The sequence below is a fragment of the Pseudomonas poae genome, from assembly GCA_028869255.1.
GTDB lineage: Bacteria > Pseudomonadota > Gammaproteobacteria > Pseudomonadales > Pseudomonadaceae > Aquipseudomonas > Aquipseudomonas poae_C.
Map to the genome: position 1 here is coordinate 732280 of CP110972.1, position 20752 is coordinate 753031.

General features: G+C 60.4%; 19 protein-coding genes and 4 pseudogenes. 10 read left to right on the forward strand and 13 right to left on the reverse strand.

The genetic code is table 11. The features are described from left to right. Positions 1 to 82 precede the first annotated feature (82 nt). From LRS56_03430 to LRS56_03440, 3 genes and pseudogenes are all read right to left on the reverse strand, one after another. The gene (locus LRS56_03430; GenBank protein WDU63609.1) at positions 83 to 679 is read right to left on the reverse strand and encodes a peptidylprolyl isomerase; all 597 of its coding nucleotides are present in this window, start codon (positions 677 to 679) and stop codon (positions 83 to 85) included. A 3-nt stretch (positions 680 to 682) separates the two neighbouring features. Continuing rightward, positions 683 to 1486 (reverse strand): alpha/beta hydrolase, encoded by an 804-nt coding sequence (locus tag LRS56_03435; GenBank protein ID WDU63610.1) that lies wholly within the window; start codon positions 1484 to 1486, stop codon positions 683 to 685. Between the two features lie 14 nt (positions 1487 to 1500). Next, positions 1501 to 2423: pseudogene (locus tag LRS56_03440) on the reverse strand (LysR family transcriptional regulator). A 49-nt stretch (positions 2424 to 2472) separates the two neighbouring features. Between LRS56_03440 and LRS56_03445 the strand changes: the two are divergent. From LRS56_03445 to LRS56_03455, 3 genes are all read left to right on the forward strand, one after another. Further along, positions 2473 to 2787, forward strand: a complete 315-nt coding sequence (locus tag LRS56_03445; protein WDU63611.1) for a 3-phosphoglycerate kinase — start codon at positions 2473 to 2475, stop codon at positions 2785 to 2787. A gap of 151 nt (positions 2788 to 2938) precedes the next feature. Next, on the forward strand, positions 2939 to 3538 hold the full coding sequence (locus tag LRS56_03450) for an FMN-dependent NADH-azoreductase (protein WDU63612.1): 600 nt from the start codon (positions 2939 to 2941) through the stop codon (positions 3536 to 3538). A 202-nt stretch (positions 3539 to 3740) separates the two neighbouring features. Continuing rightward, positions 3741 to 4610, forward strand: coding sequence for a carboxylate/amino acid/amine transporter (locus LRS56_03455; GenBank protein WDU63613.1), 870 nt, complete (start codon positions 3741 to 3743; stop codon positions 4608 to 4610). Here the strand turns inward: LRS56_03455 and LRS56_03460 are convergent. Continuing rightward, a complete protein-coding gene (locus LRS56_03460) occupies positions 4607 to 5899 on the reverse strand; it encodes a mechanosensitive ion channel family protein (GenBank protein ID WDU63614.1) in 1293 nt (430 codons plus the stop codon). The genes LRS56_03455 and LRS56_03460 overlap by 4 nt on opposite strands. Positions 5900 to 6092: 193 nt before the next feature. Here LRS56_03460 and LRS56_03465 point away from each other — a divergent pair, with 193 nt between their 5' ends. Then, positions 6093 to 7439, forward strand: coding sequence for a DEAD/DEAH box helicase (locus LRS56_03465; protein ID WDU63615.1), 1347 nt, complete (start codon positions 6093 to 6095; stop codon positions 7437 to 7439). Positions 7440 to 7486: 47 nt separating this feature from the next. Here the strand turns inward: LRS56_03465 and LRS56_03470 are convergent, their stop codons facing one another. Continuing rightward, positions 7487 to 7762, reverse strand: a complete 276-nt coding sequence (locus LRS56_03470; GenBank protein WDU63616.1) for a hypothetical protein — start codon at positions 7760 to 7762, stop codon at positions 7487 to 7489. A 155-nt stretch (positions 7763 to 7917) separates the two neighbouring features. Here LRS56_03470 and LRS56_03475 point away from each other — a divergent pair, with 155 nt between their 5' ends. Beyond that, entirely contained in the window at positions 7918 to 8307 is a 390-nt protein-coding gene (locus LRS56_03475; GenBank protein WDU63617.1) for a transcriptional regulator, read from the forward strand. Positions 8308 to 8358: 51 nt separating this feature from the next. Here LRS56_03475 and LRS56_03480 read toward each other — a convergent pair whose 3' ends face one another. From LRS56_03480 to LRS56_03490, 3 genes and pseudogenes are all read right to left on the reverse strand, one after another. Continuing rightward, positions 8359 to 9225, reverse strand: a complete 867-nt coding sequence (locus LRS56_03480) for a DUF6279 family lipoprotein (GenBank protein WDU63618.1) — start codon at positions 9223 to 9225, stop codon at positions 8359 to 8361. 66 nt (positions 9226 to 9291) lie between these two features. Beyond that, positions 9292 to 10013, reverse strand: a pseudogene (locus tag LRS56_03485) (TorF family putative porin). 207 nt (positions 10014 to 10220) lie between these two features. After that, on the reverse strand, positions 10221 to 10400 hold the full coding sequence (locus LRS56_03490) for a hypothetical protein (protein WDU63619.1): 180 nt from the start codon (positions 10398 to 10400) through the stop codon (positions 10221 to 10223). A gap of 325 nt (positions 10401 to 10725) precedes the next feature. Between LRS56_03490 and LRS56_03495 the strand changes: the two are divergent. The 3 genes and pseudogenes from LRS56_03495 (at position 10726) to LRS56_03505 (ending at position 13654) form a co-directional block, all read left to right on the forward strand. Further along, a pseudogene (locus LRS56_03495) lies at positions 10726 to 11563 on the forward strand (S1-like domain-containing RNA-binding protein). Between the two features lie 52 nt (positions 11564 to 11615). Further along, entirely contained in the window at positions 11616 to 12014 is a 399-nt protein-coding gene (locus LRS56_03500; GenBank protein ID WDU63620.1) for a DUF2177 family protein, read from the forward strand. Positions 12015 to 12211: 197 nt separating this feature from the next. Then, positions 12212 to 13654: an NCS1 family nucleobase:cation symporter-1 gene (locus LRS56_03505; protein ID WDU63621.1), complete on the forward strand. Its 1443-nt coding sequence runs from the start codon at positions 12212 to 12214 to the stop codon at positions 13652 to 13654. Here LRS56_03505 and LRS56_03510 read toward each other — a convergent pair. After that, a complete protein-coding gene (locus tag LRS56_03510) occupies positions 13566 to 14774 on the reverse strand; it encodes an MFS transporter (GenBank protein ID WDU63622.1) in 1209 nt (402 codons plus the stop codon). The two genes, LRS56_03505 and LRS56_03510, sit on opposite strands and share 89 nt — an antisense overlap. 104 nt (positions 14775 to 14878) lie before the next feature. Here LRS56_03510 and LRS56_03515 point away from each other — a divergent pair. After that, positions 14879 to 15771, forward strand: a pseudogene (locus LRS56_03515) (LysR substrate-binding domain-containing protein). A gap of 142 nt (positions 15772 to 15913) precedes the next feature. Continuing rightward, complete coding sequence (locus LRS56_03520; GenBank protein ID WDU63623.1) at positions 15914 to 16036, forward strand: hypothetical protein; 123 nt, start codon at positions 15914 to 15916, stop codon at positions 16034 to 16036. Positions 16037 to 16231: 195 nt separating this feature from the next. Here the strand turns inward: LRS56_03520 and LRS56_03525 are convergent, their stop codons facing one another. From LRS56_03525 to speB, 4 genes are read right to left on the reverse strand one after another with little or no spacing between them, the layout of a single operon-like run. Next, positions 16232 to 17614, reverse strand: coding sequence for a sodium:solute symporter (locus LRS56_03525; GenBank protein WDU63624.1), 1383 nt, complete (start codon positions 17612 to 17614; stop codon positions 16232 to 16234). A 24-nt stretch (positions 17615 to 17638) separates the two neighbouring features. Then, positions 17639 to 19150 carry a cytosine permease gene (locus tag LRS56_03530; protein WDU63625.1) on the reverse strand — a complete coding sequence of 504 codons (1512 nt, stop codon included), beginning with the start codon at positions 19148 to 19150 and terminating at the stop codon, positions 17639 to 17641. A 21-nt stretch (positions 19151 to 19171) separates the two neighbouring features. Beyond that, on the reverse strand, positions 19172 to 19591 hold the full coding sequence (locus tag LRS56_03535; GenBank protein WDU63626.1) for a nuclear transport factor 2 family protein: 420 nt from the start codon (positions 19589 to 19591) through the stop codon (positions 19172 to 19174). Then, complete coding sequence (speB, locus tag LRS56_03540; protein WDU63627.1) at positions 19591 to 20541, reverse strand: agmatinase; 951 nt, start codon at positions 20539 to 20541, stop codon at positions 19591 to 19593. Before speB ends, LRS56_03535 begins: the two co-directional genes overlap by 1 nt. Between the last annotated feature and the right edge of the window lie 211 nt (positions 20542 to 20752).

The window sequence follows — 20752 nt, forward strand, 5'->3', positions numbered from 1 at the left end:
CGCCTGGCGGGCTCTCCTGTTCAAATGCGCGCGGTGCCTTGTGGGCACCGCGCGGAGCTACCTGAAGAACGCCCTGCAGACCTCAGTCGATGCGCTTGGCCGACTTGATGTACACAGGATCGATTGGCACGTTCTGCATGCCTTGCTTGGTGGTGGTCCGCGAGTTGACGATCACATCCACCACGTCCATGCCCTTGACCACCTTGGCGAATACGGCGTAACCGGCATCGCGGCCCGGGTCGAGGAAGGCATTGTCGGCCACGTTGATGAAGAACTGGCTGGTGGCCGAGTTCGGGTCATTAGTGCGCGCCATCGATAAGGTGCCACGTACGTTATGCAGGCCATTGCTGGCTTCGTTCTTGATCGGTGCGTCGGTAGGTTTTTGTGACATCGACTGGGTGAACCCGCCACCCTGCACCATGAAACCCGGGATCACGCGGTGGAAAATCGTGTTGGTGTAAAAACCCTTGTCGACATACGCCAGGAAGTTCTTGGTGCTGATCGGCGCCTTGACCGGGTCCAGTTCGATTTCAATGTCGCCATTGGTGGTGCTGATCAGGACGTGTGGCGCGTTGGACTTGGCCGCTGCAGCAGGTTTGGCCGGTGCGGCTGCCGTGGCGGCCATCAGGTTGGCAGCGAACAGAAAGGAGCCGGCAAAGAAGGCGATTTTTTTCAGCATGGGTCAGTGATCCTGGGTAGTGGTTTCGACTGTCTCTAGAAAATCGAGCAGGGTGGTGTTAAAGACTTCGGGTTGATCCAAGGGCGTGGCATGGCGGGAATCCTCGATCACCACCAGCCGCGCATCGGGCAGCAGTTTTACATAGATTTCTTTCTGCGCCACGGGGGTGTAGTCATGGTCGGCGCTGATGACCAGGGTTGGACAGGTAATTCTGGAAAGTCGTTCCTGTACGCCCCAGCCCACAATCGCGTCGAAGCTGGCGAGATAAGCACGTTTGTCGTTTTTTGCCCAGCGTTGGGCCATCTTGCGTCGCAGGTCGGCTTGTTCCGGTTTGGGGAATAGCCGGTCGCCCAGGGCCTTGCCGATGGTGGCCAGGCTGAGCAGGCGGCCCAGGATCCAGCGCTTGGCCCACCACCCGTATTCCTGAACGGTGCGCACCTTGACCTCGGGCGCGCTATTGACGATGCACAGGCTTTTGACCCGCGCCGGTTCGTCCACGGCCAGTTGAAACGCGATCATGCCGCCCATGGACAAGCCCACCACATGGGCAGGGGGCAGGGCCAGGTGTTCGATCAGCGCGACCAAGTCGTCGGTGAAGCCCTTGATGCTGTAGCGCTCACGCGGTTTGTCGGAGCGGCCATGGCCGCGTACATCCACCACGATCAGGCGATAGTGCCTGGCCAGCAGCGGAATCTGCAGCTCCCAGTCCTGGCTGCTGGAGCCCAGGCCGTGGATCAGGATCAGCGGGCTGCCATGGCCGTATTCCTCGTAATGCAGGGTGCATCCTTCGTGGTCGAACCAGGCCATGCGTGAACTCCATTTCAGGCTTGCTGGGGGGCGGCGAAAGGCGCGTCCAGGGGGCGGTATCAAAGGTGCGCAGCAACTCCACAAGAATCTGCGTGGCCGGCCCCAAGGGTTTGTCCTTGTTCGAGTACAGGTAGAACGTGGGGTTGCGGCTGCCGCCCTCTTCCAAGCGTAGCTGCTTGAGCAGGCCCTCTTTGAGTTCGCGCTCGATCAGGTGGCGCGGCAACCAGGCAAAGCCCAGGCCGCTGCTGACGAAGGTGGCGGCGGTGGCCAGGCTGCCGACGGTCCAGCGCTGTTCGGCGCCGAGCCAGCCGACGTCCCGTGGTTGCTGGCGGCCGGAGTCACGGATCACCACCTGCATCTGGCTTTCCAGGTCCTGGAAGCTCAGATCGCGGTTCAGGCGATGTAACGAGTGGTCGGGGTGGGCCACGGCGATAAATTCCACATCGCTCATTTCCGTGCCCAGGTAGCCCGGGATGATAAAGCTGCTGATGGCCAGGTCAGCCATGCCATCAAGCAGCAGCTCTTCGACGCCGGACAGCACCTCTTCACGCAAGCGCACCCGGCAGCCACGGCTTTGCGGCATAAAGGCAGTGAGGGCGCGCACCAGGCGAGCATTGGGGTAGGCGGCGTCGACCACCAGCCGCACCTCCGCCTCCCAGCCCTGCTCCATATGGTGGGCGAGGTCTTCCAGCTGGCTGGCGTTTTTCACCAGTTGCCGGGAGCGGCGCAGCAGTACTTCGCCGGCGTCGGTGAGGACCGCCTTGCGCCCGTCGATGCGCAACAGTGGCACGCCGAGCTGGTCTTGCATGCGGGCCACGGTGTAGCTCACCGAGGACTGCGAACGGTGCAGCGCTTCAGCCGCCTGGGCGAAGCCGCCATGGTCGACCACGGCTTGCAGCGTGCGCCATTGATCGAGGGTAACGCGGGGCGCTTTCAAGATGGGTTCCTCTTGTCCTAAGCTGGCAATCCTTATTGGAGACTGCCGAATGAGAAAATTCTGTTGTGTGTTGCTGGCGCTGCTGCCGATGAGCGCGTTTGCCTACCCCATCGACGTGTCTAAAAAGATCGACGGCGTGAGCATCGACTACACCGCGTCCGACGTGGACGGCGACATCAGCTCGATCCAACTGAATAACTACGGCACGAATGACGCCGTGTGTTCGGTAATCTTTACCAACGGCCCGGAAGCGCCACGGCGCCGTACCGTCACCGTACCGGCGGGCAAAAGCACCAACACCACGGTCAAGTTCAATCGCGCCATTATCAAGATGCGAATCGCTCTGGCGTGCGCCGCGAAATAACGCTGCAGCGGAGCGTGTCTACTGGAATACTCCGCTTATAAACAAATTTATAGATGGGTTATAGCAGTTTTTTGTGCTTTTTTATCGAATGGGCCTTAGTTAATCTTTTCTCCATCGCCTTACAGCATTTACAGATGGAGCCTACGAAGCCATGTCCAATGTTCTGATCATCGAAAGCAGCGCCCGCCAGCAGGATTCGATCTCCCGCCAACTGACCCGGCAGTTCATCAGCCAATGGCAGGCCGCCCACCCGGCGGATCAGATCACCGTGCGCGACGTGGCACTCAATCCGGTTCCGCACCTGGACGCCAACCTGCTCGGCGGCTGGATGAAACCCACCGAACAGCGCAACGACATCGAACAGGCTTCGCTGGATCGCTCCAATGAATTGACCGATGAGTTGCTGGCCGCCGACGTTCTGGTGCTGGCCGCGCCGATGTACAACTTCGCCATCCCCAGCACCCTCAAAGCCTGGCTGGACCACGTGCTGCGCGCCGGTGTGACCTTCAAGTACACCGCCACCGGCCCTCAGGGGCTGCTGACCGGCAAGCGCGCCATCGTGCTCACCGCTCGCCGCGGCATCCACACCGGTGCCAGCTCGGATCACCAGGAACCGTACTTGCGTCAGGTGATGGCCTTTATCGGGATTCATGACGTCACCTTCATCCATGCAGAAGGGGTCAACCTGAGTGGGGACTTCCAGGAGAAGGGCATCAACCACGCCAAGGCGTTGCTGGCACAGGTTGCCTGATCCTTTAATCGCCAGATAATCGCGCAATGTTTATCTAGCCCCACGCAACCCTTCAAGTACGCGTATCGAACCTCCCTTTGCACTTGTTGCTCCTGAGTGCTCCTACCCGACTGCCGCTATAGCGAGGTCGGGTTTTTTTTGCCCCGAGTTTCGTGAAACGCTGAAAACCTTTAATGTCGCGCCCATTCGAAACGAGGCGCGCATGGGCTATTTACTGGTTGTCACCCTGATTCAGGCATTTTCCTTCAGCTTGATCGGCGAATACCTCGCCGGTCATGTCGACAGCTACTTCGCCGTGCTGGTGCGCGTGGTGCTGGCCGGGCTGGTGTTTATCCCGCTGACCCGCTGGCGCTCGGTGGCGCCGCCCTTCATGCGCGGCATGCTGCTGATCGGCGCCTTGCAGTTTGGCGTGACCTACGTGTGCCTGTACCTGAGCTTTCGCGTGCTGACGGTGCCGGAGGTGCTGCTGTTCACCATCCTTACGCCCCTGCATGTGACCCTGATCGAAGACGCCCTCAACCGCCGCTTCAACCCCTGGGCGCTGGTCGCCGCACTGGTGGCGGTGGCGGGCGCGGCGGTGATTCGCTTCGACCAGGTCACCCCGCACTTCCTCATGGGCTTCCTGCTGCTGCAACTGGCCAACTTCACCTATGCCGCCGGGCAGGTGATGTACAAGCATCTGGTGGCGCGTTACCCCAGTGACCTGCCGCACTACCGGCGCTTCGGCTACTTCTACCTGGGCGCCTTGATCGTGGTGTTGCCGGCGTTCCTGCTGTTCGGCAAGGCCAACTTCCTGCCCGATGCACCGCTGCAATGGGGCGTGCTAGTGTTCCTCGGCCTGGTCAGCACGGCACTCGGTATGTACTGGTGGAACAAGGGCGCGTGCCTGGTGCACGGCGGCACCCTGGCGGTGATGAACAACCTGCATGTGCCGGTGGGGTTGCTGCTGAATTTGCTGATCTGGAACCAGCATGAACCGCTGGGCCGTCTGGCGTTGGGCGGGTTGGTGATCATCGGGGCGGTGTGGGTCAGCCGGTTGGGCGTCAAGTCGCCCAACCGCTCCGAGGCTTAAATCGCGTGACTTTCCGGGGCCGGCAAATGGCTGGCCCCCAGCACCGCCGGCAGTACGCCGGCGCGTAAATCATTACCGCTCGGCTGCTGGTACAGGCTCAAACCAAACTCCGGCAACACCGCCAGCAAATAATCGAAGATATCCCCCTGGATCCGCTCGTAATCCGCCCACGCCGTGGTGCGGGTGAAGCAGTAGATCTCCAGCGGCACGCCTTGGGCGCTGGTTTGCATCTGGCGCACCATGCAGGTCATGTTCGGCTGGATGTCCGGGTGGCTTTTCAGATAGGCCAGGGCATAGGCGCGGAAGGTGCCGAGGTTGGTCATGCGGCGCCGGTTGGCCGACAGTTGCGCGCTATGGCCTTGGGCTTCGTTCCAGGCCTTGAGTTCGGCCTGCTTGCGCCCGATGTAGTCGGTGAGCAGGTGCACCTGGGTCATGCGCAGTTCTTCATCGTCGCGCAGAAAACGCACGCCGCTGGCGTCGATAAACAGGCTGCGCTTGATGCGGCGCCCGCCGGAAGCCTGCATCGAGTTCTTGAACGACTCGGACATCAGGCGCCAGGTCGGGATGGACACGATGGTCTTGTCGAAGTTCTGCACCTTGACCGTGTGCAAGGTGATGTCCACCACGTCACCGTCGGCGCCGACCTGGGGCATTTCGATCCAGTCGCCGACCCGCAGCATGTCATTGCTGGTGAGCTGCACGCTGGCGACAAATGACAACAGGGTGTCCTTGTACACCAACAGAATCACCGCCGACATCGCACCCAGCCCTGACAGCAGCAGCAGCGGCGAGCGGTCGATCAGGGTGGCGACGATGATGATCGCGGCAAACACGAACAGCACCATCTTCGCCAACTGCACATAACCCTTGATCGAGCGGGTGCGGGCGTGTTCGGTGCGTGCGTAGATGTCCAGCAAGGCGCTGAGCAGGGCGCTCATGGCCAGCGTCATGAACAGGATGGTGAGCGCCAGGGCCACGTTGCCGATAAACAGGATCGCGGTCTTGCTCAGGTCCGGCACCAGGTACAGGCCGAACTGGATCACCAGTGACGGCGTCATCTGCGCCAGGCGATGGAAGACTTTATTGTGCCGCAGGTCATTGAGCCAATGCAGCGCCGGTTGCCGGCCGAGCAATTTGACGGCGTGGAGGATGAGGTAACGCGCCACCCGTCCGAGCAGCAGCGCCACTACCAGCAACACCAGCAAGCCCAGGCTTGCATGCAGCAGCGGGTGTTGATCGAGAGCGCCCCAGAGGTCCTGGGCGTTGAGCCAGAGCTGTTTGATATCCATGGGTGTAACCGATTCTTCTGTGAGACAAGACGGGGCGATTAGAGCATTTAAGTGCAGTAAAGTTAGGGTTCAGGACAAATATGCTGACAAAAAAGCAGCTGATTAGCGCCGTTCGCGTAAAGACACTCGGTTTGGACGCCCGAAACCGGTACCCTATGCAGCTGATTTTTTGTATTTCTTCGAGGTAGCACCCGTGTTTTCCCAATTCGCCCTGCACGAACGCCTGCTCAAAGCCGTGGCCGAGCTAAAATTTGTCGAGCCTACGCCTGTGCAAGCAGCGGCCATCCCGCTCGCGCTCGAAGGGCGTGACCTGCGGGTGACGGCTCAAACCGGGAGTGGCAAGACTGCCGCCTTCGTCCTGCCGATTCTGAACCGTCTGATCGGCCCGGCCAAAGTCCGCGTCAGCATCAAGACCCTGATCCTGCTGCCGACCCGCGAGCTGGCGCAGCAGACCTTGAAGGAAGTGGAGCGCTTCTCGCAGTTCACCTTCATCAAGTCCGGCCTGATCACCGGTGGCGAAGACTTCAAGGTCCAGGCCGCCATGCTGCGCAAGGTGCCGGACATCCTGATCGGCACCCCGGGCCGCATGATCGAGCAACTCAACGCCGGCAACCTCGACCTCAAGGAGGTCGAAGTGCTGGTGCTGGACGAAGCCGACCGTATGCTCGACATGGGCTTTGCCGACGACGTGCAGCGGCTTGTGGCCGAGTGCGTCAACCGCCAGCAGACCATGCTGTTCTCCGCCACCACCGGCGGTTCGACCCTGCGCGACATGGTCGCCAAGGTCCTGAACAACCCTGAGCACTTGCAGGTCAACAACGTCAGCGACCTGAACGCGACCACGCGCCAGCAGATCGTCACCGCTGACCACAATGTGCACAAGGAGCAGATCCTCAACTGGCTGCTGGCCAACGAGACTTATCAGAAGGCCATCGTGTTCACCAACACCCGTGCTGCGGCTGACCGCATTTACGGTCGCCTGGTGGCCCAGGATTACAAGGCGTTCGTGCTGCACGGTGAAAAAGACCAGAAGGACCGCAAGCTGGCGATCGACCGCCTCAAGGCCGGCGGCGTGAAAATCCTGGTGGCTACCGACGTGGCTGCACGCGGCCTGGACGTGGATGGCCTGGACATGGTCATCAACTTCGACATGCCACGCAGCGGCGACGAATACGTGCACCGTATCGGTCGTACCGGGCGTGCCGGCAACGATGGCCTGGCGATCTCGCTGATCTGCCACGGCGACTGGAACCTGATGTCGAGCATCGAGCGCTACCTCAAGCAGTCGTTCGAGCGCCGTACCATCAAGGAAGTCAAAGGCACCTACACCGGGCCGAAGAAGGTCAAGGCGTCGGGCAAGGCTGTTGGCGTGAAGAAGAAAAAGACCGACGCCAAGGGCGACAAGAAAAAGGCCGGCGCCAAGTCGCCGACCAAGCGCAAGATCGCCAACCGGCCGAAGACCGACAACCTGTCGCTGGTCAGCAAGGACGGCATGGCGCCGCTCAAGCGCCGCAAGCCGGAAGCACCGGCTGCCGAGTAATCAGGCGGATGTGAAAAAACCGGACGATGTCCGGTTTTTTTATGCCTTCAGTTTTTGGCTTTGGCAGCCGCTTCTTTCAGCTCTTTGAGACGGGCGTCGATCAACTGGCACTTGTCAGGAAATTCGGCGCTCTCGGTGTCCAGGTCCATTTTCTGCAACTCGTCGTTCATTTCCTTGGCCTTGGTCGGGTTCTGCTCGGTCAGTTTGGCCACTTCCTGGGCCAATTGCTCGCGTTTGGCGGTGGCCTCGTCCGGCGTGCAGGCCCAGGCGGGCAGAGCGCTCAGCAGCGTGGCGGCGATGGCCAGGTTTATCAGGGTTTTCATGGGGAGACCTCCTTGGCGGTTATGCTCAGTTGAGGGCGCGAACGTCTGGAAAGTTCAGAGAAATCACGTCCGTCCGGTCGGCTGAACGGCGAGTGGCGCGGCGTGTCACACCTCTAGACGGGCTACTTTTCCTTGGGCCTGCAGGAGGAATCAGGATGACGACTTACAACTGGGATTTGATCGAGCGTCTGCTGCACGAAGTGCAGAATGGCGAGGGCAGCTTTGCACCGCGCAAATACGCCGAGCAGGAAGCCGCCGAGAAGGCCACGGCGGGCGAGTCCACCGGCAACCTGGATGCGCTGAAAAAGACTGCTGCGGATTACGAGGCGCTGTTGTTCAAGCGTGGCTTTATTGAGTCGCGCCCGGAGGAAGAGGGCGGCAATGGTGAGAACTTTATCCTGACCGCGTTAGGCGCGCAGTTGCTGGCGCTGATCGACAGCTCGATTCCGGGGAATGATCACCCGCGCCAAGTGTTGGACGAGCAGGCTGATGCGCTGGACCCGGCGACGTTTGCCGAGGTGGCTTCGAAAGCGCAGATCGCCTGATCAGGTGCGACGCGAACTAAATGTGGGAGTGGGCTTTCCCACTCCCACCTTTTAGATTGAAGCGGCCTTGAGGCACTTCAGTGCCTTGAAGTCGCTGCGTACACCCTCGATTTTCTGTTTCAACTTCAGGCGCTGCTGCACGCTGCTCTCCGCCATCAAGTCGACGAGCAGGCTGCGGGCAGCCGCTTCGGTCTGGGCGTAGGCCACGCGATAGTCCGGGGTCCACAGGCTTTCGCGGTTCACCAGCAACTGCTGCATTTTCTGCGGGAAGTCGGCACTTTGGCGTTGTTTTACCGCGTCGATAAATTGTGCCTGCCAGTGGGCGCGGTTGCCGATCCACTGCTCATTTTGCTGACCCAGGGCAATCGACCACGCCGTGACCCGGTTTTGCTGGCTGGCGCTCAGCGGGCCCATCCAGCTATCCAGGCGTTTGCTCATGCGCTCGGCGCGTTCCTTGATCTGCCGCTCCAGCGGCGGTTTGAGGTATTCATCCTGGCGCTTGCGCAGGTCCTTGGCCAACGCGTCGTTCATCTCCTTGACCTGTTGATCGTCCAGCCCCTGCAACAGCTCAATGGCCGACGGGGTGACCTCGCGAGCGACGTCGGCAATCGCCTGCTTGGCTTCGGCAGTACGGGTTTGCAATGCCGCGTCGGTGACCTGGTTATCGTCGACCATCTGTTGCAGGCGGTCCAGCCAATCCAGGTAGCCAGGCAATTGCGTGGTGCAGTGCCAGGCCAGGTGTTCCTTGAGTTTGTCGTTGAACCAGCTCTTCTGCCCGGCGTTCATGTCCAGGTAGTCATTGAGGGTCCACGGGATGATCACATCAAGGTTGCGGTAGGCCAGGCCCACGCGATTGCAGCCGGCGAGCACCAGGCTCAGGCTCAGCACTACTACCAGAAATTTGAGCCGACGCAGCATGGGCGGGTCCTTGCGCAGAGAGGGTTAATGCATGTGAACCTGCGCGGGGTGCGACAGTTCAGCTCATCAATAAAACGACCGCGCAGCCTTCAGCGTCAACAGCCCATCGCATTGCGAATTGTGTCCGGAGTAAGCCGAGCAATCGCCGCCGCTGAGGCTGGAGTCGCTGTAGATCAGGTTCAGGTCGACGCCCATCCACTGCCGGGAGAACTGCACCGACCAGTCGCTGAACGTGCTGATGGAGCCGCCCTCCACCGAGACCGGGGTGCCCAACTGATGCGTGGTGTATTTCATGCTGACGCCGATGCCGAACGGCTGCGTACCGCCGAGGTCGGCAAACAGCGTGCTGTCCTGGCGGTCCGGGTCATTGCTGAAAGAGGCGCCGAAACGGTTACCCAGCAGGTTCAGGCCGCCGTAGAACTCCTGGCTGTCGAGGGGGCTGAGCTTGGGGTAGCTGTAATGGATCAGGCCCACTTCGTAGCCCAGGGTCTGGTCGAAGGGGTGTTTGAAACCCATGTAGGAATCGACTTCGAGATTGCTGGTGGAGGACAGGCCCATGTTCGGTGAAAACTGGCCGAAATACAGGCCGCTGTCGTGGCTCAGGTCCAGCCCGCCATGGAACGAGTCGCTGCCGGGAGACGTGGGTTTGACCAGCCCCTGGGCCATGCTGCGGCTGGGGGTAGTGCCCAATTTCAGGTCGAAGTCGCCCAATTCGCGCTGAAAGATCTGCGCTTCGGCAAGGGGCTGGCGGCCAGTGCCGCGACCAGGAAAATGCAGGGTTTGAACATGCTTCACTCCATGAAAAGCGAGGAGCAGTGACGAAAGAAGTCGGGAGATGCCCGTGCTAGACGTGTGCAAGCATACCGGCGAATGCCGGGAGGTGAGGCCCGTTCGTCGATTAGCGCATCAAGGGATATAACAGGAGGGTGTTTTCGGGCTCTAGTCCTAGCGCCTTGAAGGCAAGACGCTTAGGGACCAGGTCTACTGCGCGGGTGTTACTTCTTGCCCAGGCTGATCTGCTTGGACGGGCCGAAAGTCTGGCCGCTCACGCCCTTTGCAATTTGCTGGATTTCGCCACCGGACTTGAGGAACGCAGCAATCTGGCTGTTGATCGATTCGCTGGTTTCAACGGCTGGAGCTGGCTTTGCTTTGCTGTTGGATGCTTTTACGCGCATGGCGGCCACTAACCTGTAGAAAATTAACTTGGCCAGGCATCGTACAGGAAATACTTGACAATTGCTTGGCAAATATCCTCCGAGAATAAGTGGAACGGCAGTAAAAGGCCCAAAGTTTATCTTCGGATTAAGCACCTAACTTACTGTTTTAACTCGAAACCATCGGGACGAACGGGTGGGCTTGGCATGGTCAAATCCAGCCGATTGATCGGACGAGCGGGGCGTTGCCAGTAAAACGCCACGCAACCCTGCGATTTTTCAGGCGCGTGCGCGTGGCGAGCGCAACTCGGGTAGAATGTCGCCCACGCAATGAGGGTAATTGGAAATGGCTTTAGTCGGGCGCTACAACAGCTTGCAAGTGGTAAAACACACTAACTTCGGTTTGTACTCTGGACGGTGCGCAAGAGGGCGAAATCCTCTTGCCTAATCGGTACATCCCAAAAGATATTCCCAGCGAAGATGAAGACTGGCTTAACGTTTTCATTTACCTGGACAGCGATGACAAACTTATCGCCACGACTGAAAAACCCAAAGTTCAAGTGGGCGAATTTGCCAGTTTGAAAGTAGTCGAAGTCAACAGTATTGGCGTGTTCCTCGACTGGGGTTTGCCCAAGGATCTGTTGCTGCCGTATTCGGAAGAAAAACGCCAGATGACCGCCGGTGAATATTGTGTGGTGCATGTCTACCTCGACAAGCACACCAAGCGCATCACGGCCACCGCCCGCCTCGATCGTTACCTGGACAAGACCCCCGCCAACTACCAGGTGGGCCAGGAAGTCGACCTGCTGGTGGCCGAAGCCACCGACATGGGCTTCAAGGCGATCATCAACAACAAGCATTGGGGCCTGATCCACAAGAACGAAGTGTTCAAGTTCCTGCGCCCGGGCAAGGAAGAGAAAGGGTTTATCAAAGAGATCCGCGCCGATGGCAACATCAGCCTCAGCCTGCAACCGGTCGGCCAGGAAGCGGCGTCCAGCCTGAACTCGAAGATCCTCGCCAAGCTGCGTGAAAACAACGGCACGCTGCCGGTCAGCGACAAGAGTGATCCGGCCGTGATCAGCAACTTGTTCGGCGTGAGCAAGGGCAACTTCAAGAAGGCCATTGGTGCACTCTACAAGCAAGGTCAGATCGTGATTCATGCGGATCGTATTGAACTAAGCTGAGTGGGGCTTGCTCTTCTGTAGGCGCCCGTCGGCGCCTACGGAGGCTGCATAGATGACCCGCAAAACCCTGTTCGCCTACCTCGGCACCTTGCTCGCCTTCCTGGTCCTCGACGGCCTCTGGCTCGGCGTTCTGATGGGCCCGACCTACAAATCCCTGCTGGGCCCGCTGATGCTTGACCAGCCGCGCCTCTTGCCTGCCGTGCTGTTCTATCTGCTGTATGCCATTGGTTGCGTGGTGTTTGTGGTTTTGCCAAGCGGCAGTTGGCAACGTGCTGCACGCCTCGGCGCCTTGCTGGGCCTGGTCGCCTACGGCACCTACGACCTGAGTAACTGGGCCACGCTGCAAGGCTGGTCGGCCGGGCTGGCACTGATGGACATGGCGTGGGGCACCTTCCTGACGGCCGCTTGCTGCACGGTTGGGTACTTGTGTGCACATCGAGTGCACCGATGATTGTGTACAGGATTTATGTGCACCGTTGCTGAGCGAACTCCCCGCATCTAAGCCTTCATAAACCGCTTTGGAGCCCCGTTTCAGAGGGATTGTGTGCCATTGGCACGTATTCTGCTGAAAGCCTCGTATACAAACCATGCCGCCTCCCGTATGCACCTGCTACGGCAGCGCAGGCCGGTATTTCGAGGAGCCAAGCGATGACCGAACAATTGCCCAAAGGCTACAGCCCGCGCCTGTATAACCAGGATCTAGGCCCGCTGCCGCAAAAGTGGACGTGGTACAACATTTTCGCCTTCTGGATGAGCGACGTGCACAGCGTCGGTGGCTATGTGTTTGCCGCCAGCCTGTTCGCCCTGGGCCTCGCCAGCTGGCAGGTACTGATCGCCTTGCTTGCCGGCATTTGCATTGTGCAATTGATCGCCAACCTGGTGGCGAAGCCGAGCCAGCAGGCGGCGGTGCCTTATCCGGTGATCTGCCGGCTGGCCTTTGGCGTGTTCGGCGCGAATATTCCTGCAGTGATTCGCGGCCTGATCGCCGTGGCCTGGTACGGGATTCAGACGTACTTGGCGTCGAGTGCCTTGATTATTGTGGTGCTGCGCTTTTTCCCACAGATGGCGGTGTATGCGGAGCCGCATTTCGCCGGCCTGTCCTACTTGGGCTGGTTTGGTTTCCTCACTTTGTGGGTGCTGCAGGCTGCGGTGTTCTGGGCCGGCATGGAGTCCATCCGCCGCTTTATCGATTGGGCGGGGCCGGTGGTGTACGCGGTGATGTTTGCCCTGGCCGGCTGGATCGTGTGGAAGGCGGGTTGGGCGAATATCAGCTTCACCCTGTCGGAAAAATCCCTGTCAGGCTGGCAGGCATTCGGCCAGGTGATTGTGGCGACCGCGCTGGTGGTCTCGTACTTTTCCGGGCCAACCCTGAATTTTGGTGACTTCAGCCGCTACTGCCGCAGCATGCAGGATGTACGACGCGGCAACTTCTGGGGGCTGCCGGTGAATTTCCTGGCGTTTTCCCTGGTGACCGTGGTGATCGTCTCGGGCACCTTGCCAGTGTTTGGCGAAATGCTCCACGACCCGATCGCCACGGTTTCGCGCATCGATAACAGCATGGCGGTATTGCTCGGTGCCTTTGCTTTCGTCACCGCGACCATTGGCATCAATATTGTCGCCAACTTTGTCTCCCCGGCGTTTGATTTCGCCAACGTTGCGCCAAGCAAAATCAGCTGGCGTGCCGGTGGGATGATCGCGGCCGTGGCATCGATATTCATTACGCCGTGGAACCTGTTCAACAACCCGCTGATGATCCACTACACCCTGGACATCCTCGCGGCCTTCATCGGTCCGTTGTTCGGGATTCTGCTGGTGGACTTCTACCTGATCAAAAAGCAGCAGATCGATGTGGATGCGCTGTTCGATGACAGCCCGAACGGGCGCTACTACTTCGATGGCGGCGTGAACTGGACGGCGGTTAAAGCCCTGGTGCCCGCGACACTGGTGGGCGTCGCGATCACCTTTACGCCGGCATTGCAGGGCATGGCTAACTTCGCCTGGTTTACCGGGTGCTTCCTGGGTGGGCTGTTTTTCCTGGTGTTGGCGCGGCGCCAGCAGGTTCGTGCACCAGCGCCTTTGGTTGCGGGCTGAGCAGCACCGCGCCCGCCAGTAACAAGCCGCAACCGGCGACGACCAGCGCCGGTTGCAGGCCGCCACTCAGGTGGCTGCTCACCGACGCCAGCAAAGGCCCGCTCAATTGGCTGATGGCGAAGCTGGCCGTCAGCAAGCCGGTGCTGCGCTGGTAGCCGTGAGGCGCGACGTCTCGCAAGCGCGCCATCACCAGTTGCATGCACGCCAGGAACGGCCCGCCGCACAGCAACACGCCCAACGCCAACCCCCAGCCATTGCCCAGCAAACAGGCGAATACGCCGGCGGCCTGCAGCCACAATGTCGCCATCAACCAGCGGCGGGTGGTGTGCGGGTTTTTGCGGCGCAAGGTTGCGACCCCCACGCCAATCGCCGCAGCCAGGCCAAAGCAGGGCCAGAACAGATCAGCCTGCCAGGCGCCCTTGAATTGCGCGCTGGCCATCTGTGACAGAAACGTGGCCGGAATGATGTAGCCCAGGCCGTACAACACGTAGATCCAGCACAGGTGAGTGATGCTGCCGTTGTCGGCCACTTCGGATTGGCTGGCGACGGGCGCAGTGACGGCGGACGGCTTGGGCAGGAACGGCAAGATTGCCAGCAGCATTACCAGTGCCACCGTGCCATACACCAGCCACAACGTGGCAGAGTTTTGCCCCAGCAGGTTGGAGCCCAGCGCCAGCAACCCGGTCAGCAGAATCCCCAGCCCCGGCCCGGCGAACACCAGCGCCCCCAGGCGTGGGCGCCCGGCGGCAATTGCCAGCGGCTGGCTCAGGCTGGTGATCATCACCAACGCCCAAGCACTCGCTACACCGGTACCGAAGCGCAGCAGCAGGTGCGGCCAGAACCCATGAGCCCAGTAGGACGCAAAGGTCAGCAGCACACATAACCACAGCCCGCCGTACAAGCGGCCGCGTACAGGGTGGTGAGTGCGGGCGAAGATCGAGTCCACCGCTCCGACGAAGTAGCCCAGGTAGTTGGCGGCCGCGATCAGCCCGGCGCCGGTCAGGTCGATTTGCCCCTCGCTGAGCAAGTGCGGCATTTGCGGGGTGAGGGCAAAGCGGCCAATGCCCATGGCCATCATCAAGGCGATAAAGCTGGCGAGTAAGCGGATCAGCGGTGACATGTTCAGGTTTCCTGCAAGCAAGCGAATGACTTGCAGGCTAAAGCGGTTTGACTTTCTGTAAAAATGAATAATAGTGAGTAACTTGTTCAGTTTTGGAGAAAGGTATGGAGTTCAGTCAATTGCGGATTTTCCAAGCCGTAGCGCAAGAGGGCTCCATCACCCGCGCCGCCGAGCGGCTGCACCGCGTGCCGTCGAATTTGTCGACCCGGCTCAAGCAGATGGAAGAACAGCTGGGCGTCGAGCTGTTTGTGCGCGAACGCCAGCGCTTGCAGCTTTCTCCTGCGGGTAAGGTGTTGTTGGACTACAGCACCCGCCTGATAGCGCTGCACGACGAAGCCCATGGCGCCGTCCAGGCGGGCAGCCGGCTGGCGATTTTGTGCTGGGCAGCATGTACAGCACGGCCGCGATTCACTTGCCGAAGTTGTTGGCGCGTTATCACAAGGCTTACCCGATGGTGAACCTGCAGGTGCAATCGGCCCCCAGTGGTGAGCTGCTCGAGGGCCTGGTTACCGGCCGCCTGGACGCTGCGTTGGTGGACGGCCCGCTGACCATCGCCACCCTGGACGGCGTGCCCTTGTGCGAAGAACGTCTGGTGCTGATTTGCGAAGCCGACCATCCGCCGGTGCGTGGGCCGCAGGATGTAGCTGGCCGCTCGGTGTTCACTTTCCGCCGCAGTTGCGCCTATCGTACGCGGCTAGAGACCTGGTTCTCCCACGAGCGGGTGGCCATGGGGCGCGCCATCGAGATCGAGTCCTACCAAGGCATGCTCGCCTGCGTCATCGCCGGATCGGGCGTGGCGCTGATGTCTGAATCCATGCTCGAGAGCCTGCCGGGCAAGGACAGTGTGTCCGTTCATCCCTTAACAGGGCCATTTGCCATTGCGACCACCTGGCTTATGTGGCGAAAGGGTATGCTCGGCGCTAACCTCAATGCGTGGATTGACCTGCAACAAGAGGGCAAGGCCCAATTGCTGCCGGACACGCGGGCAATTGCTTGAACGATCCGTCAGGATTTGGATCAATTCAGTAATAGTTCGTTGTGGTTTCGTTCAAGCAATACATAGGACTTAGGGCTACTATCAGTGTAGGAAAAGGCGACAGAACTTGCGCCTACCAGCATTACCCTCAAAGGGGGCAACCATGAAAGAGAAAATCCAAAACTGGCTCCATGACGTTGGTGTTGCATTGGGCTTGATCGAGCCGCCCTTGCAACCGGTGCCAATTCGCACCGATGACGAGCAGCGTCGGCCACGCCGTCGGTAATCCCCGGCGGAGCAGGATTAAAAGTGGGAGCGGGCTTGCTCGCGAAGGCGGTGTGTCAGTTAACGGCAATGTTGACTGACACACCGCCTTCGCGAGCAAGCCCGCTCCCACAGTCGTTTTTGCGCAAGGCAAAAAAACGGGTGCGACATCCGACGTCGCACCCGCTGAAGTAACCGCTTTAAATTTCGTTGTGTTTCAAATCGCCCGAGCCACGGATGTCTGCGGCCGGCGCGACAGCAAACTCACCACCACAAAGCTCACCAGGCCAACCGCCAGGCTGTAGTAGATCGGTGTGTTCGCGTCCAACCCGTCTTTGAACATGAAGACCAGTGCGGTCACAAAGCCTAGAGTCATGGAGGCAATGGCCCCGGATGTGGTGGCGCGCTTCCAGAAAATCGCCCCCATCAACGGGATCAGCATGCCGCCCACCAACAGGTTGTAAGCCAGGGTCAGGGCGCTGATCACATCGTTCACCACCAGGGCGATACCCAGCACGGCGATACCGGTCAGCAGCGTGAACAGGCGGTTGATGTTCAGGCTCGACTGCTTGCCACCGCGCAAACGCGGCAGCAGGTCTTCGGTCAACACGGTGGAGGCGGCCAGCAGACCGGCGCTGGCGGTGGACATCATCGCGGCCAGGGCGGCGGCGATGACCAGGCCGCGAATCCCGTCCGGCAGTGACATTTTGACGATGGCCGCAAACGCGTTGTTGACGTTGTCCAGATCCGGAATCAGCACATGCGCCGCCATGCCGATCAGTGCGCAGGCCAGGCCGTAGAGGATGCAGTAGAAACCGGCGAAAGTGCCCGCATACTTGGCGACTTTTTCGTCACGGGCGGTGAACACCCGTTGCCAGATGTCCTGGCCGATCAGGATGCCGAAGAAGTAGATCATGAAGTAGGTGATGATCGTGTCCCAGCCGATCGCGGTGAAGCTGAAGCTCGACGCCGGCAGCTTGGCCACCAGTTCATCCCAGCCGCCGACGCGGTACAGGCAGATCGGTAGCAGGATAAACATCAGGCCGACGGTCTTGATCACAAACTGCACGATGTCGGTCAGGGTCAGCGACCACATGCCGCCGATGGTCGAGTACACCACCACCACACCACCGCCCAGCAACACCGAGATCCAGAACGGCAGGCCGAACAGCACTTGCAGCACGGTGCCGATGGCCAGGATCGAGGTCACGCCGATCATCAGCGCGTACGCCAGCATGATCACCGCACTGGCCTGGCGGGCCATGGGGTTGTAGCGTTTTTCCAGGACCTGGGTCACGGTGAAGATCTTCAGCTTCAACAGCGGCTTGGCCAGGAACAGGTTCAGCGCAATGATCCCCATGCCCAGCGCGGCACATAGCCAGAAGCCGGAGATGCCGTGTACATAGCCCAGGCGCACGGTGCCGACGGTGGACGCGCCGCCCAATACCGTGGCGGCCATGGTGCCCATGTACAGCGACGGGCCCAGGTTGCGCCCGGCCACCAGGTAGTCTTCGTGGGTCTTGGCGCGGCGCATGCCGTAATAGCCGAGCACGAGCATGCCGGCGGCGTAGATGAGTACGACGAATAAATCCAAAGCCATGACGGCGGTTCTCCGATTATTGTTTTATGCAGTGGGGACGCTTGCAGTGGCTACAGAGTCTTGGGTGGCGAGGGGGCTTGTTCCTCTGAAGCCATACACCTCAGCCGGTTCCGGGAACACGCGCAGCAATGTCAGGTACACCACCGACGCCAGTCCCAATGTCACCGGCAAGCTGATATCGATACCACCGGCCAGGTTGCCCAGCGGCCCGACAAACTGCCCCGGCAGGTTCACAAAGCACAAACCCACCAGCGCACTCGGAATCCACGCCCCCAGCCCACGCCAGTTCCAGCCATGGCTGAACCAGTAGCGGCCGCCGGTTTCACCGCGAGTGAATACTTGCAGGTCGTCCGGGCAATAGAAGCCCCGGCGCACGATCAGGCCGATGATCATCATCACCATCCACGGCGTGGTGCAGGTGATGATCAGCACGGCGAAGGTCGACACGCTCTGCACCAGGTTGGCGGCGAAACGTCCGATAAAGATGAAGGCAATCGACATCACGCCGATCAGCAACGTGGCCTTGACCCGCGACAGCAGGCGCGGGAACACGCTGGACATGTCCAGCCCCGTGCCATACAGCGAGGTGGTGCCGGTGGACATGCCGCCGATCACCGCGATCAGGCACACCGGCAGGAAGAACCAAGTAGGTGCCACTGCCAGCAAACCGCCGACGTAGTTATTGGCCGCGATGTAGTCCGGTGCCTTGATCGCCACGATGGTCGCGGTGGCGAGGCCGAACAGGAACGGGATCAACGTGGCGATCTGTGCCAGGACTACCGCCAGCATGATGCGCATTTTCGGTGTTTCACGCGGGATGTAGCGCGACCAGTCGCCGAGGAACGCGCCGAAGGAAATCGGGTTGCTCATGGCCACCAGTGCGGCGCCGATAAAGGCTGCCCAGAAGCCGCTCTGGCCGATGGCGACGCTGCCCGCGAAATGGCTGTCGAACGCCGGTGCGAAGGCGAAAATCCCCAGCAGAAACAGCAGGCTCGCCGCCCATACCGCAATGCGGTTGACCCACAGCATGAAGCGAAAGCCATAGATGCACACGGTCAGCACGAGAAGGGCGAACAGGCCGTAAGCCAGGCCCAGGGTCAGGTCGGTTTCGGGCAGGCCGATCAGACGTTTCGCACCGCCGACCAAGGCATCGCCTGAACTCCACACCGAGAGTGAGAAGAAGGCAATCGCCGTCAACAACGACAGAAACGAGCCGACAATCCGCCCATGCACGCCAAAATGCGCACCGGAAGACACGGCGTTATTGGTGCCGTTGATCGGCCCGAACAGGCCCATCGGCGCCAGGATCAGCGCGCCCACCAGCACGCCCAGCACAATCGCCCAGACGCCGGCCTGGAACGACAGGCCGAACAGCACGGGAAACGAGCCCAGTACGGCGGTGGCAAAGGTATTGGCGCCGCCGAAAATCAGTCGGAACAGATCCTTGGGCCCGGCGGTACGTTCGTGGTCCGGGATCTGTTCGACCCCGTTGGTTTCTATGTTGCGAATACTGTTTTGGTTGTTTTTATTATTCATGATCAGCTCCGATCACATTGGCTAATGGGGCGGCAGCCCTTCCGGCATAGCGGACAAATGTTCGTGACAGGCCAGCCACAGGCCTTGTTGTTCTACGTGCGAGACTTGTCGTTTGAAGACAATGGTCTCGCGCTCCTGGCTATGAAACTGCTCCCCGTTCATGCGCAGCTCGGTGGCCACGTCATGAATAAATAGCGCCACGTCCCCGTGCAGGCTGACAAAGGCGTTGCTCGAGGTGCAGGACAGCACCTCGAACCCCTCGTCCCGGCGCCAGCTGTCCCACAACGCCTGGTAGGCGTCGCGGCTCAGCAGTGGCTGGGGAAGGGTGTAAAAGACGAAGCAGGCATCCGCCGTGAACGCAGCGAAGTAGGCCTCGCGGTCGTTGCGGGCGAAGGCCGACACCAGGTCGGCCGCCGCTTTCAGCACGGCTTGCGCGCTCATCAGCGGTGCGCCACGCCAGGCAGTACGCAGAGCATCTCGTACAGCAGGTTGGCGCCCAGCAACGAGGTGTTGCCGGTGGTGTCGTAGGGCGGCGAAACTTCTACCAGGTCGCAACCAATCAGGTCGAGGCCTTGGCAGCCGCGGATGATCTCGATCGCCTGGATGGTGGTCAGCCCGCCGATTTCCGGGGTGCCGGTACCGGGCGCCCAGGCCGGGTCGATGCCGTCGATGTCGAAGCTCAGGTACACCGGGCCGCCGCCGACTTTTTCGCGCACTTCGGCCATCAAAGGGGCGAGGGAGTGGTGCCAGCATTCTTCGGCCTGGACCACGCGGAACCCCTGCTTGCGGCTCCAGTTGAAGTCTTCGGCGGTGTAGCCCTGTGCGCGCAGGCCGATCTGCACCACGCGGTCGCAATCGAGCAGGCCCTCTTCCACGGCGCGGCGGAAGGTGGTGCCGTGGGCGATTTTCTCGCCAAACATATGGTCGTTGACGTCGGCGTGGGCATCGATGTGCACCAGCCCGACCTTGCCGTGTTTTTTGTGGATCGCCCGCAGGATTGGCAGCGTGATGGTGTGGTCGCCGCCCAGGGTCATCGGGATCACGTTGTGCTCAAGGATTTCGTCGTAGGCTTCTTCGATGATGCGCACGGCGTCCAGCAGGTTGAAGGTGTTGATCGCCACGTCGCCGATATCCGCAACCGACAGCGAGTCGAACGGCGCGGCGCCGGTGGCCATGTTGTAGGGGCGGATCATTACCGATTCGGCGCGGATTTCACGCGGCCCGAAGCGGGTGCCGGCGCGCAGCGAGGTGCCGATGTCCAGGGGCACGCCGACAAAGGCGGCGTCCAGGCCCTTGGCCGATTGCAGGTGGGGGAGTCGCATCATGGTGGCGATGCCGGCGAAGCGCGGCATTTCGTTGCCGCCCAGTGGTTGGTGGAAAATCTTGTCCACGGGATTGCCTCATCGTTGTTTTGTTTATTAGGGGCCGATTCTGCGAAATACACCGATGCGAAAGAATCGGCAGGGGCAAATACTTAGTTCAGATTTTTCTAAACTAATGCCTGAGGTAAACTCTGTTTAATGTGGGAGCGGGCTTGCTCGCGAATACGGTGTGTCAGGCACAGTAAGTTCGACTGATCCACCGCATTCGCGAGCAAGCCCG

Excerpts from the sequence above, each read along its gene's own strand:
- LRS56_03430 (WDU63609.1), bottom strand. The coding sequence starts at position 679 with ATGCTGAAAAAAATCGCCTTCTTTGCCGGCTCCTTTCTGTTCGCTGCC.
- LRS56_03435 (WDU63610.1), bottom strand. The coding sequence starts at position 1,486 with ATGGCCTGGTTCGACCACGAAGGATGCACCCTGCATTACGAGGAATAC.
- LRS56_03445 (WDU63611.1), top strand. The coding sequence starts at position 2,473 with ATGAGAAAATTCTGTTGTGTGTTGCTGGCGCTGCTGCCGATGAGCGCG.
- LRS56_03450 (WDU63612.1), top strand. The coding sequence starts at position 2,939 with ATGTCCAATGTTCTGATCATCGAAAGCAGCGCCCGCCAGCAGGATTCG.
- LRS56_03455 (WDU63613.1), top strand. The coding sequence starts at position 3,741 with ATGGGCTATTTACTGGTTGTCACCCTGATTCAGGCATTTTCCTTCAGC.
- LRS56_03460 (WDU63614.1), bottom strand. The coding sequence starts at position 5,899 with ATGGATATCAAACAGCTCTGGCTCAACGCCCAGGACCTCTGGGGCGCT.
- LRS56_03470 (WDU63616.1), bottom strand. The coding sequence starts at position 7,762 with ATGAAAACCCTGATAAACCTGGCCATCGCCGCCACGCTGCTGAGCGCT.
- LRS56_03475 (WDU63617.1), top strand. The coding sequence starts at position 7,918 with ATGACGACTTACAACTGGGATTTGATCGAGCGTCTGCTGCACGAAGTG.
- LRS56_03480 (WDU63618.1), bottom strand. The coding sequence starts at position 9,225 with ATGCTGCGTCGGCTCAAATTTCTGGTAGTAGTGCTGAGCCTGAGCCTG.
- LRS56_03490 (WDU63619.1), bottom strand. The coding sequence starts at position 10,400 with ATGCGCGTAAAAGCATCCAACAGCAAAGCAAAGCCAGCTCCAGCCGTT.
- LRS56_03500 (WDU63620.1), top strand. The coding sequence starts at position 11,616 with ATGACCCGCAAAACCCTGTTCGCCTACCTCGGCACCTTGCTCGCCTTC.
- LRS56_03505 (WDU63621.1), top strand. The coding sequence starts at position 12,212 with ATGACCGAACAATTGCCCAAAGGCTACAGCCCGCGCCTGTATAACCAG.
- LRS56_03510 (WDU63622.1), bottom strand. The coding sequence starts at position 14,774 with ATGTCACCGCTGATCCGCTTACTCGCCAGCTTTATCGCCTTGATGATG.
- LRS56_03520 (WDU63623.1), top strand. The coding sequence starts at position 15,914 with ATGAAAGAGAAAATCCAAAACTGGCTCCATGACGTTGGTGTTGCATTG.
- LRS56_03525 (WDU63624.1), bottom strand. The coding sequence starts at position 17,614 with ATGGCTTTGGATTTATTCGTCGTACTCATCTACGCCGCCGGCATGCTC.
- LRS56_03530 (WDU63625.1), bottom strand. The coding sequence starts at position 19,150 with ATGAATAATAAAAACAACCAAAACAGTATTCGCAACATAGAAACCAAC.
- LRS56_03535 (WDU63626.1), bottom strand. The coding sequence starts at position 19,591 with ATGAGCGCGCAAGCCGTGCTGAAAGCGGCGGCCGACCTGGTGTCGGCC.